This window comes from Mesorhizobium sp. M0030, assembly GCF_040323695.1.
Lineage (GTDB): Bacteria > Pseudomonadota > Alphaproteobacteria > Rhizobiales > Rhizobiaceae > Mesorhizobium.
In genome coordinates, this window is sequence record NZ_JAMYVE010000004.1 from 185613 (window position 1) to 200936 (window position 15324).

General features: G+C 63.4%; 14 protein-coding genes. 9 read left to right on the plus strand and 5 right to left on the minus strand.

The features are described 5' to 3' along the window. Nucleotides 1-496: 496 nt before the first annotated feature. Nucleotides 497-691 carry a hypothetical protein gene (locus tag NKJ80_RS10960; RefSeq protein ID WP_352497561.1) on the plus strand — a complete coding sequence of 65 codons (195 nt, stop codon included), beginning with the start codon at nt 497-499 and terminating at the stop codon, nt 689-691. Nucleotides 692-728: 37 nt separating this feature from the next. On the opposite strand, the gene NKJ80_RS10965 is transcribed toward NKJ80_RS10960, so the two are convergent. Then, nucleotides 729-1361 carry a hypothetical protein gene (locus tag NKJ80_RS10965; protein WP_352497562.1) on the minus strand — a complete coding sequence of 211 codons (633 nt, stop codon included), beginning with the start codon at nt 1359-1361 and terminating at the stop codon, nt 729-731. Nucleotides 1362-1647: 286 nt separating this feature from the next. Here NKJ80_RS10965 and NKJ80_RS10970 point away from each other — a divergent pair, with 286 nt between their 5' ends. Both NKJ80_RS10970 and NKJ80_RS10975 read left to right on the plus strand, forming a co-directional pair. Then, nucleotides 1648-2163 (plus strand): hypothetical protein, encoded by a 516-nt coding sequence (locus tag NKJ80_RS10970; RefSeq protein WP_023672002.1) that lies wholly within the window; start codon nt 1648-1650, stop codon nt 2161-2163. Nucleotides 2164-2225: 62 nt separating this feature from the next. Beyond that, the gene (locus NKJ80_RS10975; RefSeq protein ID WP_023672003.1) at nt 2226-2759 is read left to right on the plus strand and encodes a YegJ family protein; all 534 of its coding nucleotides are present in this window, start codon (nt 2226-2228) and stop codon (nt 2757-2759) included. A gap of 116 nt (nt 2760-2875) precedes the next feature. On the opposite strand, the gene NKJ80_RS10980 is transcribed toward NKJ80_RS10975, so the two are convergent. Together NKJ80_RS10980 and NKJ80_RS10985 are read right to left on the minus strand one after the other, a co-directional pair. Continuing rightward, nucleotides 2876-3844, minus strand: coding sequence for a DUF3137 domain-containing protein (locus tag NKJ80_RS10980; RefSeq protein ID WP_023672004.1), 969 nt, complete (start codon nt 3842-3844; stop codon nt 2876-2878). 46 nt (nt 3845-3890) lie between these two features. After that, nucleotides 3891-4937 carry a CapA family protein gene (locus NKJ80_RS10985; protein WP_352497563.1) on the minus strand — a complete coding sequence of 349 codons (1047 nt, stop codon included), beginning with the start codon at nt 4935-4937 and terminating at the stop codon, nt 3891-3893. 146 nt (nt 4938-5083) lie between these two features. Between NKJ80_RS10985 and NKJ80_RS10990 the strand changes: the two genes are divergently transcribed. From NKJ80_RS10990 to NKJ80_RS11005, 4 genes are all read left to right on the plus strand, one after another. Continuing rightward, nucleotides 5084-6349, plus strand: coding sequence for a hypothetical protein (locus NKJ80_RS10990; RefSeq protein WP_023751232.1), 1266 nt, complete (start codon nt 5084-5086; stop codon nt 6347-6349). A 122-nt stretch (nt 6350-6471) separates the two neighbouring features. Next, nucleotides 6472-9648, plus strand: coding sequence for an excinuclease ABC subunit UvrB (gene uvrB, locus NKJ80_RS10995; protein WP_023701598.1), 3177 nt, complete (start codon nt 6472-6474; stop codon nt 9646-9648). Nucleotides 9649-9987: 339 nt separating this feature from the next. Beyond that, complete coding sequence (locus NKJ80_RS11000) at nt 9988-11514, plus strand: ABC-F family ATP-binding cassette domain-containing protein (RefSeq protein ID WP_352497564.1); 1527 nt, start codon at nt 9988-9990, stop codon at nt 11512-11514. A 147-nt stretch (nt 11515-11661) separates the two neighbouring features. Continuing rightward, complete coding sequence (locus NKJ80_RS11005) at nt 11662-11835, plus strand: hypothetical protein (RefSeq protein WP_023672009.1); 174 nt, start codon at nt 11662-11664, stop codon at nt 11833-11835. Nucleotides 11836-11884: 49 nt separating this feature from the next. Here NKJ80_RS11005 and NKJ80_RS11010 read toward each other — a convergent pair whose 3' ends face one another. Beyond that, nucleotides 11885-12499 (minus strand): glutathione S-transferase family protein, encoded by a 615-nt coding sequence (locus NKJ80_RS11010; RefSeq protein WP_023672010.1) that lies wholly within the window; start codon nt 12497-12499, stop codon nt 11885-11887. A gap of 200 nt (nt 12500-12699) precedes the next feature. Here NKJ80_RS11010 and NKJ80_RS11015 point away from each other — a divergent pair, with 200 nt between their 5' ends. Further along, nucleotides 12700-13128: a VOC family protein gene (locus NKJ80_RS11015; RefSeq protein WP_023691563.1), complete on the plus strand. Its 429-nt coding sequence runs from the start codon at nt 12700-12702 to the stop codon at nt 13126-13128. Nucleotides 13129-13199: 71 nt separating this feature from the next. After that, nucleotides 13200-13553, plus strand: coding sequence for a DUF1428 domain-containing protein (locus tag NKJ80_RS11020; protein ID WP_023733342.1), 354 nt, complete (start codon nt 13200-13202; stop codon nt 13551-13553). 7 nt (nt 13554-13560) lie between these two features. Here NKJ80_RS11020 and NKJ80_RS11025 read toward each other — a convergent pair whose 3' ends face one another. After that, nucleotides 13561-15195 carry a tetratricopeptide repeat-containing sulfotransferase family protein gene (locus tag NKJ80_RS11025; RefSeq protein WP_352497565.1) on the minus strand — a complete coding sequence of 545 codons (1635 nt, stop codon included), beginning with the start codon at nt 15193-15195 and terminating at the stop codon, nt 13561-13563. Nucleotides 15196-15324 lie beyond the last annotated feature (129 nt).

Genomic DNA, 15324 nt, shown 5'->3' on the forward strand with positions numbered 1-15324 from the left:
CCTGAGGCCCGTACGGCCCGAAGCGAGAGCAGGCTTGCTTGTTCGAGGGACGGATGCCGAGACCTACGGGGCCGCGGAAAGCGTGCGAACGCCAACGGCGGACCGATGCTGCCATGAAGGACGGCGAAAACCTTCGATGGCGCGCCGAACGAAGCTCGCAAGGGTGGAGAACGGCGTGGTCTGGAACGGGCACTGCCCTCGGGCGGTGACTGGCAGGACCGTCAAAATCAAGGCCGGCATGGCGCGACGACTTTACGGAAGTTGCTGCCGCGACCGTGTCCTGATCTGACAGGGAGGCGCTGGGAGAAATCCCGGCGCCGACTGTCTTTTGGGCCAAGGGTCCGGTCGGCGAAGCGACGCGTAAGAAGCCGATACTTTGCTGGAACGCGATTTCGGCGCTGACGGCACCACTTCATCACCAGGCGCGGTCAGCAATTCACCGACATGATCCCGCGCCTGATCGACAGAGGCGTGTCCTTCGTCGAGATCGGTGGCAATGACGCGATCATCCTCACCGTGTTTCGGCGGCGGACTTCGCTCCGCCCAAAGGCTCCCGCACGCCGTTCAGCCAACCGGTTCCGATCGATCCGGCCACCCGTCGCACCGGCTGATCGTCGCCGTGCGCAAGCTGCACATCGTGCTGCCGGCGCTGTTCGAAGCAGGCGCCAGGCTGGAACACCTCTCCGACTGAAGACGCGCCCTGCACGCGGCCTGCCCGGCGGGCCGAGCTACTTCTTCGGGCCGATGCCCGGGATCAAATTGAGGCCAGCGTTTATATATTCCGGCCGTATGGCGCCGCTGATGAGCGTGAAGGTGGCGAGCATGATGCTGGCCAGCGCACCGTCATGCCATGGCCTGAGGGCCAGCGCGTTGACGGCATAGGCCCAGAATGGGAAGGCGAGCATCGACATGACGATGTTGGCTCCCGGATCCTCCGCATTGTCGGCTGAATCGCTGACCGATTTCAGATACACCGGCGTCATCGCCAGCGCGACGATCAACATGATCCATGAAATGGTCCAGACGCTGATACCGGCCATTTCAATCTTATAGATGGCTGCCTGCACCTTACCCGGAATGTCCCCCGGATCGCCTTTGGTCTCTTCCGCCACCGCATCGGTCAACGCCTTGGCAACCGGCTGCTCAGTGGCATTGACCAGGATGGAGTTGACGAAGATGAAAAATGCCACGACTTCGGCAGGCACGTACTTCGCAACCCGGTCGAGATAGCCGTCGCCGCCTTTCGATCCTTGATCTTCTTGCTTGTCATCGTCGACGCCGAGCGGAGCATCGCCTGGAATGCCCTCGAGCGTTGAATCCCTTTTCGGCACAGGCTCGGCGGACCGGACAATTCTTCCCATGACAAACCCCTCCTATATTGTTGTATCGCCCCGTGAGTATCGTAGTAGAAAACCGGGCCAAGAAACAGTTGTCGCGGCCATAGCCGACAAGATTTATTCAGGCTTCTTCCTGCAAATGCATCACGCTCCCGCCCTATCTGCTACCGGGTGTCTCGAAATCCACCTATAGTGAGCCGTACCCGAAAAACGCATCCCCCGGCTCATCGCGTGATCGCGGCCAAAATCCCGCCTTGTTCGCGCGCGATGGAAGGACTGGCTGCCGGGGGGCAATCCGAAGGACAAGACCGTGATCAAGACCGCCCTTGTCGCCATGACCATTGTCGGCTGCGACTGCGACGCCAAGCTTTGCGAATATATCGGCGAGACGCCGGCGAAGTGGGCGACTATCGCCGACTGCGAAGCGGCGATGAAAAGCCAGATGCTGCACCAGAAGAACTTCGACTATCCGCTGGTCTCTGGCATCTGCCGCAGCAAGGGGTCGGCGTCTTCTTCGCAACTGGCGGCGGCCGCATCCCGCCCGGAACTGAAGCCGGCCAGCCGGAATGTCCAAACCCCGTTGCCGCCGGAACTGAGCCATCGGCCGAGCGTTCCCGTCGGCTCCCCGACGACGGCCATGGAGGCAGCAGCGGTACGGCCCGTCGCCTACGAGCAAGTGGTCGATGGCGGAACAGGCGTGCTCTACCGCACCAGGAACGGCTACGCCGTGGTCAAGACAGATCTCGGCCGCGTCGCGTCGGCAACGGTCGGCATTGCCAAGCGGTCCGCGAACTGGCTGGCGGGGCTGGTGCCGAGCGGGTTGTGAGCGGCCTGCCGTTCGGACCATACCACGCTGTCGCACTGCCGTTGAAAACTCCAGATAGATGCATGATGGTGTCAGGCATCGACACGCAGGAGCGCCATTTCATGAAGCATGCAGTTCGAACCGTGCTGTCCCTGGTGCTGGCCTTGGCGCCGATTCCGGCCGGTGCGCAGGATTCCGGCCAGGGCGGCGACAAGGTTGTAGGCGTCGCCAGGGACGATCCGGACATGGCGGCGGCCATTGCGCAGGCGCGCGCCAGCCTCGATGAATTCCTGTCCTTGTCGGATGCGCCGCCAGCCGGGACAACCAGCTACAAATTGAAAGTCGAGGTCAGGGACGGAGACGCCTCGGAGCATTTCTGGATCATCCCCTTCCACAAGACCGCGACCGGCTTTGCAGGAACATTGGCCAATGAGCCGCAAGCGGTGCACAATGTCGTGGCCGGCCAGGAACTCGAATTCAACCGGGACGATATTTCCGACTGGGGCTACACCAGAAACGGTCGCCAGGTAGGCAGCTTCACCGTCTGCGTGATGTTCAAGACGATGGCGCAAGAAGACGTCGAATATTACCGCCAGAACTACGGCTTCGACTGCTGAGGCGCGGCAGCCTGGCTAATGCATGCGCCCAAACAGGACCGCCGTTTTGGGGCAACGATATGCATGAAAACAAGACCTGAAGCGCGTCGCATGAATTCGTTTCGACGCGCGGCGCTTTAGGCCTCGCCATCCGTCGCGCCGATCTTGCGCACCAGCGCCGCGGTCGCCAAGATCGCGCCCATATCGGCGATCATCGGCGCGATGTGCTTGGTGTAATCGAGCGGCACGGAAATGGCGGGCAGTTCGAAGAAATTCTTCGGCTGCGGCAAGAGCAGGAAACCATCGCTGCCATTAAGTGCCACCCGCGCCGGATCATCGCGCCATGTCTCGTGCAGCCATTTCAGCGCCTGCGCCAGCCGGCCGCTCACCAGCGGCTGCGCGGCGGCGACATTGTCGGTGCGAAATTCGTAGTCGCCGTCGAGCAGCGGATCGCCGCTGGACAGTTCCTCCATCTTGCCGGCGAAGATGCCGCGGAAGAAACCGACCACCGCGTTGCTGCGGCGCGTCGCGACCAATATGCCGGGGAACGGCGCAATGGTCTCGAAGGCGACGACGACGCCCTTGAAGACCGTCGACGAGCCTTTGCCCGACCCTTGGCGCAACTCCGCCTCGTAGAGCTCGAACGGAAAATCCTCGTAGCGGCCTGATACGATGTCGTCGAAGCTCTGCCGGTTGAAGGCGCCGACCACGGCGCGCGGCAGCCGGTCGAAGGAATTCGGCGTCACGCTGTGCTGATAGCGCACATCCCTGATGAAGCCGAAGATGATCGGCAGCAGCGTGTCACGGAACGATTGCTGCAGCCGCGTCGCCGGCCTGATCGCCAGGAAGTACAGCAGCAGCGCCGCGAAGAAACCGCCGACATAGAGGAACACATGCGGCGTCGAGAACCATTGCTCGTTCAAGTCGGCGACCTTGTTGAACAGCCAGGCCACCAGCACGACAAAAACCAGCAGCAGCCCCAGAAACACCGGCACCCGCCAGCGCACCTGGCGGTAGGCCGAAGCCCGTCCAGCCTCATAGATCTCGATATTCTTCCTGATGCCGGCGACCACCGCTTCATCAGGCATGAACTCAGCTGCTTCCATCGCCCCCTCGCAAAGTCCGTTTATGCCTATAATAGCGGGAAAGTGGTCAGTCGCCAAAGATCGCCTTCAGCCTGGCTTCGACCTTGCCCTTCATCCGGCCAGTCAGCGCCTCGACCGGAACCAGCCGCTCATGCCCGCCTGCGCGCAACCGCATGAAGGCATGCATCCGGTAGCCGCCGATCGCGCCGCGCTTGCCGAGATCTGCGCTGACATCGACGACGAAAATGCCGGCGATGCGGCCGGGCCAGGGCTGCCGCGCCAGCGCCGTGCCGAGGAAGTCGCCAAGCCCGTAAGCCACGAGCGTCTTGCCGACCCATTGCACCGGCTGCACGACATGGGCGTGGTGCCCGGCAATCAGCCCCACGCCGTGACCGGCCAGCAACCTCGCCAGCGTTTGCGTTTGCGGCTGCGGAAAATGCCGGAACTCCCAGTCCCAGTGCGGCACCGCACAGGTGAGGTCGATGTTCTTGTCGGCCGCGCCTCTCGGCCATGCCGCCGGATCGCTTTGCATCGACACACGCTCATTGAAAACTGCGGCGTCGGCATTGCGCCACAGTGTGAAGGCGGCAAAGCCGATCGTCAGCGGCCCGGCCTTGACCTGCTCGACCGGTCCTTTTTTCGCGGTGCCGATGGTGCGGATGCCAAGCCGCTTCAGCGCCGCAGCCGTCTCGTCGAAACCGGCGACGCCCTGGTCGAGCACATGGTTGTTGGCCAGCGACAGCACGAGCCTTTCGCGCGCGATGCCTACGGCGGCAAGCGCCGCGGCAAGAAACCGCTCGCTCATCGCATGGTGAGTGCCAAGCCGCGTGCCAAACGCCACGCTCGGCCGCTCGACGACCGGACTTTCGCAATTGCCGATCACCAGATCGGCGGAGCCCAAGAGCTTTGCGATCTCCGGATCGCACTCCGGCGCACTACGGTTGGCCACCGCCGAAATATCGCCGACAAAGGCCAGCCGCACCTTCCGCCCCGGCGGCGGATCGATGATCGTCGTCGCCGCCCTCGGTGCAAAATCCCTGACATCGCCGCCGAGAGACGGTTTCAGGAAGCGCGGCAGCCATGACAGTTTGTAGGAAAGCGGATAATTCGACACGCGACGCCCAATCGTTTGCCCAATCGGTTAGCTTGTGTAGACGGTCTGCTCGGGAAGTGTCGACCGTCAGTCCTTGAAACACTGCCGCCGGCAGACACGGCGCCAAATGCGTGTAATGTCTGCGCATCGCATAGTGGAGGGATGAGATGACACGTTTTGCAGGCCTGCTGGCGTCCGCCTTCCTCCTGTTGCTGCCGCTATCTTCGGCCCGCGCCGCCGCGCCCGAAGCGGCAACCGCTTTGTTCGAGGCCAAAACGGTGACCGAGCGCAACCGTGCGCTCACAACGCTTGAGTCTGCAGCGAAAGGCGATCCGGCGTCAGCCTATGCCGCCGGCGCCGGCGAATTCTTCACCGCGCTGGAAATCCTCGCCGGCGGTCTGCACCGCCACGGGTTCGAAAGCCCGCAATCCTTCATGCTGCCGCTGATGCGGCTGCCGATTCCGGACAATCCCGATCCCGAACCGCTGACCTATGAGCAGTTCCGCGCCATTCTGGTCGCCTTCCGCGACCGGCTGGAGACATCCGCGGCCACTCTGGGCTCGGTACCCGCCGATGCCGATATCGGCATGGTCGTCGACCTCACCCATGCCGGCATCGATCTCAACGAAGACGGCGCCATCGCGCCGGATGAAAGCATGGCCGCCATCATGGCCTCGCTGTCGCGCGGCGGTATCTCGTCGGACGGCGCCGCTTCCTCGCTCACATTCCGCTTCGACCGCGCCGACGGTTTCTGGCTGCAGGGCTATGCCGAATTCCTGATGGCGCAGGCCGATTTCTGGCTGGCGCATGATTTCAGGACCATGTTCGACGGCTCGTTCCACATGCTGTTTCCGCGCGCCAAACTGCCGCTGCAGGACATTCTCGTGCCTCCCGCCGGCGACATGGGCAGCAGCATCTTCTCATCGGAATGGCGCATCGCGGATTTCATCTCCATGGTTCACCTCGTCAACTGGTCGGTGGTCGAGCCCGAGCGCCGTCAAGCGGCGCGCCGCCATCTGCTCGAAATCATCCGGCTGTCGCGCGAGGACTGGAAGGCGATCCGCGCCGAGACCGACAATGACCGCGAATGGCTGCCGGGACCGCAGCAGAAGGGCGAGAACCCGCTCACCGGGCTCGAAGTCGGCGAGGAGCAGGTCGAGGCCTGGCTCGCCACTCTGACCATGGCCGAAGACCTTTTGGAAGGCCGCAAGCTGCTGCCGCATTTCCGCATCACGGCCAGCACCGGCCAGGGCATCAACATGAAGCGTTTCTTCGAAGAACCGAAGCCTTTCGACCTCGTGCTGTCGATTACCGGCCCGGCCATCGCGCCCTACCTCGAGAGCGGTGAGATCGTGACCAGCGGCGAGTTCGACCAGATCCAGCGCCAGTTCGGTGGCGGTGGGTTTTTGACCTTCGCGCTGTGGTTCAATTGAGCAGGCGGCCTGGCTTCGCGTAACACAGCTCCTGACACCCTTGTGTCAGGAGCTTCGACCCGCTTAGCGCCCTTCGCCACTGCACTCTTTCCATTTTGGCGGACTCTGCCCATATTTGGGGCATGGCCAAACTCCCTGACAAAAAGACACCGTCTCCGGCGGGTGACAACGGCGCTTCGCCGCCGAAGCGGCGCAGCCCGCTGACCGATTTCCTCGATGCCTCGGAGCCTCTGCACAGAGGCGGCTTCGCCGAGGCGCCGCAGGCCGACTTCACCGGCGCGCCGCTGAGCGGCTCGATTGCCGACTGGGCCGAGCAGATCGAGCAGGAGGCCGAGAAGGAAGGCCGTCTCACCGGTAAGAGCGATGGTAGATCGCCAAAGTCCGCGAAAAAGATCCCGGAGCGGTCCGCTGCGCCCGGCCGCAGTTCGCGCGGCACCTCGATGGGCGGCGCGGCCACGGCCCGCGAACGCACCGCAGCCGGCCTCAATCCGGTCGCCGGCCTCGACATCTCGCTGGAAGACGCCGAGACCATGGCCTCGGGCAGCGTCACCGCCACGGTCGCGGCGCTGTCGGCGCTGATCGAATCCGGCAACCCCTTGCACAAGGACGGCGTGCTGTGGACGCCGCACCGCCCTGCCCGCCCGGAAAAATCCGAAGGCGGCATCGCCATCAAGATGGTGTCGGATTTCGAGCCGGCCGGCGACCAGCCGACCGCCATCAAGGATCTTGTCGAGGGCGTCGATAACAATGACCGCACGCAGGTGCTGCTCGGCGTCACCGGCTCCGGCAAAACCTTCACCATGGCCAAGGTGATCGAGCAGACGCAGCGCCCTGCTTTGATCCTGGCGCCCAACAAAACGCTGGCCGCGCAGCTCTATTCCGAGTTCAAGAAATTCTTCCCCGACAATGCGGTCGAGTATTTCGTCTCCTATTACGACTACTACCAGCCCGAAGCCTACGTCCCGCGTACCGACACCTTCATCGAGAAGGAATCCTCGATCAACGAGCAGATCGACCGCATGCGGCATTCGGCGACCCGCTCGCTGCTCGAGCGCGACGACGTCATCATCGTCGCTTCGGTGTCCTGCATTTACGGTATCGGCTCGGTCGAGACCTATACGGCGATGACCTTCCAGATGCAGATCGGCGATCGGCTCGACCAACGGGCGCTGCTCGCCGACCTCGTCGCCCAGCAGTACAAGCGCCAGGACATCAATTTCGTGCGCGGCTCGTTCCGCGTGCGCGGCGACACGATCGAAATCTTCCCGGCCCACCTTGAGGACCGCGCCTGGCGCATCTCGATGTTCGGCGACGAGATCGAGGCGATCACCGAATTCGATCCGCTCACCGGCCAGAAGACCGGCGAGCTGAAGAGCGTCAAGATCTACGCCAACTCGCACTATGTGACGCCGCGTCCAACGCTCAACCAGGCGATCAAGTCGATCAAGGAGGAGCTCAAGCACCGGCTGGTCGAGCTCGAGCGCGCCGGCCGCCTGCTGGAGGCACAGCGGCTCGAACAGCGCTGCCGCTTCGATCTTGAGATGCTGGAAGCCACCGGCTCCTGCGCCGGCATCGAGAACTATTCGCGCTATCTCACGGGACGCCAGCCGGGCGATCCGCCGCCGACATTGTTCGAATATATCCCGGACAATGCGCTGGTTTTCATCGACGAAAGCCACGTCACCGTGCCGCAGATCGGCGGCATGTATCGTGGCGACTTTCGGCGCAAGGCGACGCTGGCGGAGTATGGTTTTCGCCTGCCCTCCTGCATGGACAACCGTCCGCTGCGCTTCGAGGAATGGGACGCCATGCGACCGCTCTCCGTCGCGGTTTCTGCGACACCCGGCGCCTGGGAGATGGAACAGGCCGGCGGCGTGTTCGCCGAGCAGGTCATCCGCCCGACCGGCCTGATCGATCCGCCGGTCGAAGTCCGCCCGGCGAAAAGCCAGGTCGACGATGTCGTCGGCGAAATCCGCGACACCACGGCCGCCGGCTACCGCACGCTGGTCACCGTTTTGACCAAGCGCATGGCCGAAGACCTGACCGAATATTTGCATGAGCAAGGCGTGCGCGTTCGCTACATGCACTCCGACATCGACACGCTGGAGCGCATCGAAATTCTGCGCGATCTCCGCCTCGGCGCTTTCGACGTGCTGGTCGGCATCAACCTGCTGCGCGAAGGCCTCGACATTCCTGAATGCGGTTTCGTCGCCATCCTCGACGCCGACAAGGAGGGCTTCCTGCGCTCCGAGACGTCGCTGATCCAGACCATCGGTCGCGCCGCCCGCAACGTCGACGGCAAGGTCATCCTCTATGCCGACCAGGTCACCGGCTCGATGGAGCGGGCGATGGCCGAGACCAACCGCCGCCGCGAAAAGCAGATGGAATGGAACGCGGCCAACGGCATCACCCCGGAATCGGTGAAGTCGCGCATCTCCGACATTCTGGACTCGGTCTACGAGAAGGACCATGTCCGCGCCGATATCTCGCAGTTCACCGACGGCGCCGGTGCGATGATGGGCAACAATCTCAAGGCTCATCTCGACGCCATGGAAAAGCAGATGCGCGACGCCGCCGCCAATCTCGACTTCGAGAAGGCCGCCCGCATCCGTGACGAGATCAAGCGGCTGCGCGAAATGGAACTGTCGATCGCGGAAGACCCGCTGGCCAAATATGCCGACATGGAAAGCCCGGTTTCGGGCCGCGAGAAGGGAAAGCACAACAAGGGCGTGGCCAAGCACCGTACGGCTGAGGAACAGGAGCGGTTCCGCAAGTTCGATGAGGCACGTGCCGCCGAAGAGGCGGCCAGGGCTGCCCGGTCCAACCTCTTCCGCAAGCCGGCGCTCGACGAAATGGGCGCCGACGGCGCCGTGCCGGTGAAGAAACCGCTGTTTGCCAAGCCGTCGATCGACGATATGGGGCCTGGTACCGACATGCCGACACCGTCAGGCGCGGTGTCGCGCTCGCTGTTCAAGAAACAGTCGGCGCAGGAAGCGCACGGCTCCGACTTCGGCATTCCGGGCGGCGCCACCAAGCCACTGTTCAAGAAGAATTCGCTCGACGAGATGACCGTGCGGCGCACGGAAAAGCCGGTCGAAGGGAAAGTGCCGGCCAAGCCCCAGCCAATCTCCCCCCGAGTGGGGGAGATGCCCGGCAGGGCAGAGGGGGGCGCGAAGGAACGCGACGATTCCCCAAAACCATTCGTTCGCCAGCGCGCCGGCATCGGCTCCTACGAAGACCCAGGCGACGCCCGCCGCGAAAAGCGCCGGCCGGGCAAGACGGGGCGGCCGGGGAAATAGCACCTCTTTCCTTCTCCCCTTGTGGGAGAAGGGAAGAGCGCTCCACCACCGCCGCATCCGTCGCCACTTGCCTCCACCCCCGCCTTTGGTGTAATCGCTCCACACACTCAAAGTTTTGTCTTGAAAGGAGGGCTGCGTGTCTATCGATCACCATCGTCAGCGTGGCCCGATTTCGGCCCTGCGAGTTCGCTTGCAGGGCTGACCAGGGACATCACGGGTTTTTTCCCGTTTCGATTTTTTGGTCTGCCCTTCGTGGTGCGCAAAGCTGAGCCTGACGGCCGGCAAGCACACCGTCAAAGTGCATCCGGAGTTGTCTCCGGCAAGACCAGAGAAATCGCAATGGCCCTGATCAGCCTCAAATCCCTCGGCGTCACCATGAGTGCGCCGCTGTTTTCCAATCTCGACCTCACCATCGGCGCCGGCGACCGGCTCGGCATCGTCGCCGCCAATGGCCGCGGCAAGTCGACCTTGCTTAAATGCCTGACCGGCGCGCTGGAGCCGACCTCGGGCGACATTTCTCGCACGCGCGGCCTGCGTGTCGGCCATGTCGAGCAGTCGGTTCCGCCAGCCCTTCTCGGCCGCAGCTTCCACCAGGTGGTGGCCGACGCCTTGCCGGCGGGGCAGGCCGACAGCGAGATGTGGCGGGTCGACGTGGCGCTGGATTCGCTCGACGTGCCCGAGCCGATGCGCGAACGGCCGATGCAGGCGCTGAGCGGCGGATGGCAGCGGCTGGCGCTGATTGCCCGCGTCTGGGTCACCGACCCCGATGTGCTTTTGCTCGACGAGCCCACCAACCATCTCGACCTCGCCAAGATCAGCCAGCTGGAAAGCTGGCTGAACGCCCTGCCTCGCGAGGTGCCGGTGGTCATCGCCAGTCACGACCGCGCCTTTCTCGACGCCGTCACCAACCGCACGCTGTTCTTGCGCCCGGAGGACTCGCCGGTGTTTGCACTGCCCTATTCCAGGGCGAGGCAAGCGCTCGACGACCTGGACGCTTCGACGGCGCGCCGGTTCGAGCGCGACATGAAGGTGGCGCAGCAACTGCGCAAGCAGGCCGCCAAGCTCAACAACATCGGCATCAATTCCGGCAGCGACCTTTTGACGGTGAAGACCAAGCAACTCAGGGAACGGGCGGAGAAGCTGGAAGACGCCGCGGTATCGGCGCATCGCGAGAAATCAGCCGGCGCGATCCGGCTGGCCAACCGCGGCACCCATGCCAAGGTGCTGATTACGCTGGACGACGCCACGGTGGAAACGCCGGACGGCATGCTGCTGTTCAAGACCGGCAAGCGCCACATCTGCCAGGGCGATCGCATCGTGCTGCTCGGCCGCAACGGCGTCGGCAAGTCGCGTTTCGTCAACCTGATCCGCAATGCCATCTCCGAGCCTGACACGGTGCCGAACGTCAAGGTGACGCCGTCGACGGCGCTCGGTTACAGCGACCAGGCGCTGGCCGGCATCAGTGGCGACGACACGCCGCTGGCCATGGTCTCGCGCCGCTACGATGTCGGCGAGCAGCGCGCCCGTTCGCTGCTTGCCGGCGCCGGCGTTGTCATTGAGATGCAGGAGAAGAAGATCGGCGTGCTGTCCGGCGGCCAGAAGGCGCGGCTGATGATGCTGGCGCTGAGACTCGCCAACCCCAACTTCTACCTGCTCGACGAGCCGACCAACCATCTCGACATCGACGGCCAGGAAGCGCTGGAGGAGGAACTGCTCAAGCACCAGGCGAGCTGTGTGCTCGCCTCGCACGACCGTTCCTTCATCCGCGCCATCGGCAACCGCTTCTGGCTGATCGACAAGCGGAAGCTGACCGAAGTCGAAGACCCCGAGGATTTCTTCCGCTCAGTGGCTGAAACGGCGGGCTGAGGAACTACCACCATGGGCCGCACTGTGTTGCGGCCCATGGTTTCACATCTCCCAGAATATTTTCAGCGCTCTGTCGGATCGCCTGAACCTGCTGCGTCCTTGGGATGCCGACACGATGATGCCGGCTTCATCTGAGGAGAACGCATCATGTCCATCCTGTCATCCATAGGCCGCGTCGCCGCCCGTTACGCACAGAACCGCGCCCGCTATCGCAGCGAGCGCGAGCTTCTGGCCCTGCCGATCGAACTGCGCAAGGATATCGGCTGGCCGGAAATCCTCATCGACGCGCAAAACGGCCCGCGGATCTGCAGGGCGCCCTGACCATGCGGTCGGGAAAGATCGATGCAGGCCGCCGCGGGGCGACCGTTGCTCAGTCATGCGTATCGCCCGACAGCGGCGTCGCCTGCATCGATCGACGCTTTTCGAACGCCTCGAACCAGCGCGTCAGCCGCGCCCGCGCGCGAAAGGACGGCAGCTGGCGGAACGCCATCCAGGACAGCGTGGTGGCAAGCGCTATATGGCCGACATGGAGCGGTGTCTCGTCGTCCAGCGCGCTTTCGATCCAGTCATAGCTGGCCTCGATTTTTTCCCGGTAGCCTTCGGCAAGCGCTGCATAGCGCAACTGTTCGGGCCGCCTTTCCGTCTCCCAGCGCAGGCCTATGCCCGTCTGCGCCAGGCCTTGGGCGACCGCCTGCAACCGCAACGCCTGCCAGCGCGCTTCGCCGTCCTGCGGCAGCAATTTGCGGCCGTCATGCAGCGTATCGAGATAGGCGCAGATGACATCGGAATCGAAGAGCGGCGGCGCATCCGGCCGCAGCAGCACCGGCACCTTGCCGAGCGGGTTTTCGGCGTAGACACTGGCATTGCGCAAGGTCGGGCTGGTCTCGTGATGAATGACCTCGAGCCGGTCGGCAAGCCCGACCTCATGGGCGAAGACGAGCGCTTTGCGCGCAAAGGGCGAATGGGTCTGGTAATAGAGGATCATTGTCGTCTTAGCGGGGTTAAAGGAGCAGTCCCCTTTCTAGCCTGCTGACAGCGAGCATTGCGCTCTGATTGGGCGCCGCCGACGCAAGTTCGTTTCGCCAGAAAATCGCATCAGACATGTAGGATCGCGGCCGGCTCGTTCGTCCTAGGGTTCGCAAGGCCAAACCAAATGCCCAGACCAAACCCAAAGAGGAACAAGACATGACCGACCAGACCCCCATTCAGCCGGCCGCGAAAGTTCTCGGTGGATTGACCCCCTATCTGCAGCTGGACGGCGCCTTCAAGGCCGCCGAATTCTACAAGAAGGCTTTCGGCGCCGAACAGGTGTTCTTCTATCCGCCCGATGAGCAGGGCCGCACGATGCACATCCATCTCCACATCAACGGCTCGACGCTGATGATTTCCGATTTCTACCCCGAAAACGGCATGCCTGCCGTCAAGCCGCAGGGCTATACCATGCAGCTCCATCTCGGCGCCGACGAGATCGATGGCTGGTGGAAGCGCGCGGTCGGTGCCGGCTGCGAAGTCGCAGTGCCGCTGCAGCTGATGTTCTGGGGCGACCAGTGGGGCAACATGCGCGACCCCTTCGGGGTCGAATGGGCGATGAACGCGCCGGCGAAGAAAGACTGACCACCGCTGACAAAGCTCCTCACCGGCTGACGCCGGTAAGGAGCTTTGTGAGATACTCCAAGGAGAACCTCATGTCCTATGTCGATGGTTTCGTGCTCGCCGTGCCGAAGGCAAATATCGATGACTACAAGAAGCTGGCCAACCTCGCAGGCCCGATATGGAAGGAACACGGAGCGCTCGCCTACGTCGAATGTACCGCCGACGACGTGCCCTATGGCGAGTTGACCTCGTTTCCGCGTGCCGTTCAGGCAAAAGACGACGAGATCGTCGTCTTCGCCTGGGCCGTCTATTCGTCCAGGCAAAGCCGCGACGCGGTAATGGCCAAGGTTATGGCCGATCCGCGTTTGACGCCCGATTCGGGGCCCATGCCCTTCGATATGAAGCGCATGATCTTCGGCGGCTTCCAGCCCTTCATCGAGCTTTAGCCGCTGCTCAGGCCAGCTTGTCCAGCAGCGGCTTCAACCTGTCGCCATAGCGCTTCCAGAGATCGACCGAGCCCTGATACATCGGCTGGCGCACCTGCGCGGCCGAGGCCGTGCGCACCGGGCGGTCGGTCTCGTGGAACGACAGCGCCTTGTCGTCCCAGAACAGGCCGAGATGCCCGATCAGCGCCCGCGTCTGTCCCTCCTGGTCGGCCACGAAATCCTCGTAACGCACGTCATGGACGACGCCCGGCAGAACATCGTGCCAATGCGCCATGATGTCGGTGTAGATGTTGTGGAAATCGGCGAGCTCGCCCAGATCATAGCCGTAGCGGTGGTTGTCGCCGCGGAAATGCACCTTGTAGATCGAAAGGCAGGTCGCCGCCGCATCGCGCGCGCAATGGATGATCTTGGCTTTCGGCAGCATCATATGGATGAAGCCGATGAGCAGGAAGTTGCCGGGCATCTTGTCGGTGACATGCCTGAAGTTGGGATAGCGCTCATGCAGCATGTCGAGATAGGCTTGGCCCGCCTCCGCAAACTCCGCGTCGGATACATCGACCAGTCCCCAGGGGAAACCTCCCGGCATGGTCAGCGGAAATTGCTTGCCGACCGCGGTTTTCAACATGCTGAGCTCGCCCGCGCCATAGACTTGTGGATGGCTGGCGATGATCTGTTCGACCAGCGTGGTGCCGGAGCGCGGCATGCCGACGACGAAAATCGGCGTGTCGTCGGAGATTGCACTTGGCTTGTGCTTTTCGAAAAAGCCGGCGTTGAACACCGTCTTCATCGCCTCGAATTCGGCCCGCGTCCTGACCGGATCATAATCGATGCCCTTGCGGCGGATCGCATTGCCTTCAGCGAAATAGTCGAAGGCCCTGTTGTAGTCCTTCAAATCGTCATTGGCCTTGCCGAGACCGAAGGACAGCTGCATGCGCGCCAGGCTGTCGGCCGGCGCCTTGGCATGCTGGGCCTCCATGCCGGCGAGTTCGGCGTCGCGCTCCTTCTGGCGCTTGACCTGCGTCAGCATCAGCCAGGCTTTTGCCATGCCTGGCGTGATCGCCAGCGCCTGCCGGAACAGGTCGGCCGCCTCATCGAGCTTGCCTTTTTCCATCAGCCCGACGCCGAGCCCGTGCAACAGGTCGGCATCCCTGGGCCGGATCGTCAGCGCCTCGCGAAAGGTCGCCAGCGCCTCGTCCAGACGACCGGCTTCCTGCAACGTTTCGGCAAGCCCGATGCGGGCGCGGACATGGAAGGGATTGCGCCCGATTGTGCCGCGATAGATGTCCTCCGCAGCCTCGAACTGGCCGAGCTGTTTCAACGCCGAACCCAGATTGTCGCGTGCCGCGAGCTGGTCGGGCTTGAGATCTACCGCGCCGCGGAAGAAATCGGCGGCCGCTGCGATGCGGCCGAGATCGCGCATCACCGTGCCGAGATTGTTGAGGAAATCGGGATTCTTCGGCTGCAGACGCACAGACTGCTCGATCAGCTCCAGGCCTTCGGGGTTGCGCCCGGTCTGGTGCAGCAACAGGCCCAGGAAATGCGCCGCTGCCGGGTGATTGGCCTTGCGCGCCAGCACCTGCCGGTACAGCGTCTCGGCCTCCTGCCGGCGCCCGGCCTGATGCAGCTGCAGCGCCTGCTGCACATATTGGTCGAGGCCCAGCGGCGGCTGTCCGCCAGCTCCAGCACCCGCCGCTCTTCTCTGATCTCTGTTGATGGGAAACCTGCCGTGTTTTGTCCGCTTGCCGCGATCTAGGCCATCGGCGCTGCAGGT

What these genes read in the sequence shown, in the direction of transcription:
- NKJ80_RS10960 (WP_352497561.1), top strand. Translation starts at nt 497, where the DNA reads ATGACGCGATCATCCTCACCGTGTTTCGGCGGCGGACTTCGCTCCGCC.
- NKJ80_RS10965 (WP_352497562.1), bottom strand. Translation starts at nt 1,361, where the DNA reads ATGGGAAGAATTGTCCGGTCCGCCGAGCCTGTGCCGAAAAGGGATTCA.
- NKJ80_RS10975 (WP_023672003.1), top strand. Translation starts at nt 2,226, where the DNA reads ATGATGGTGTCAGGCATCGACACGCAGGAGCGCCATTTCATGAAGCAT.
- NKJ80_RS10980 (WP_023672004.1), bottom strand. Translation starts at nt 3,844, where the DNA reads ATGGAAGCAGCTGAGTTCATGCCTGATGAAGCGGTGGTCGCCGGCATC.
- NKJ80_RS10990 (WP_023751232.1), top strand. Translation starts at nt 5,084, where the DNA reads ATGACACGTTTTGCAGGCCTGCTGGCGTCCGCCTTCCTCCTGTTGCTG.
- uvrB (WP_023701598.1), top strand. Translation starts at nt 6,472, where the DNA reads ATGGCCAAACTCCCTGACAAAAAGACACCGTCTCCGGCGGGTGACAAC.
- NKJ80_RS11000 (WP_352497564.1), top strand. Translation starts at nt 9,988, where the DNA reads ATGGCCCTGATCAGCCTCAAATCCCTCGGCGTCACCATGAGTGCGCCG.
- NKJ80_RS11005 (WP_023672009.1), top strand. Translation starts at nt 11,662, where the DNA reads ATGTCCATCCTGTCATCCATAGGCCGCGTCGCCGCCCGTTACGCACAG.
- NKJ80_RS11010 (WP_023672010.1), bottom strand. Translation starts at nt 12,499, where the DNA reads ATGATCCTCTATTACCAGACCCATTCGCCCTTTGCGCGCAAAGCGCTC.
- NKJ80_RS11015 (WP_023691563.1), top strand. Translation starts at nt 12,700, where the DNA reads ATGACCGACCAGACCCCCATTCAGCCGGCCGCGAAAGTTCTCGGTGGA.
- NKJ80_RS11020 (WP_023733342.1), top strand. Translation starts at nt 13,200, where the DNA reads ATGTCCTATGTCGATGGTTTCGTGCTCGCCGTGCCGAAGGCAAATATC.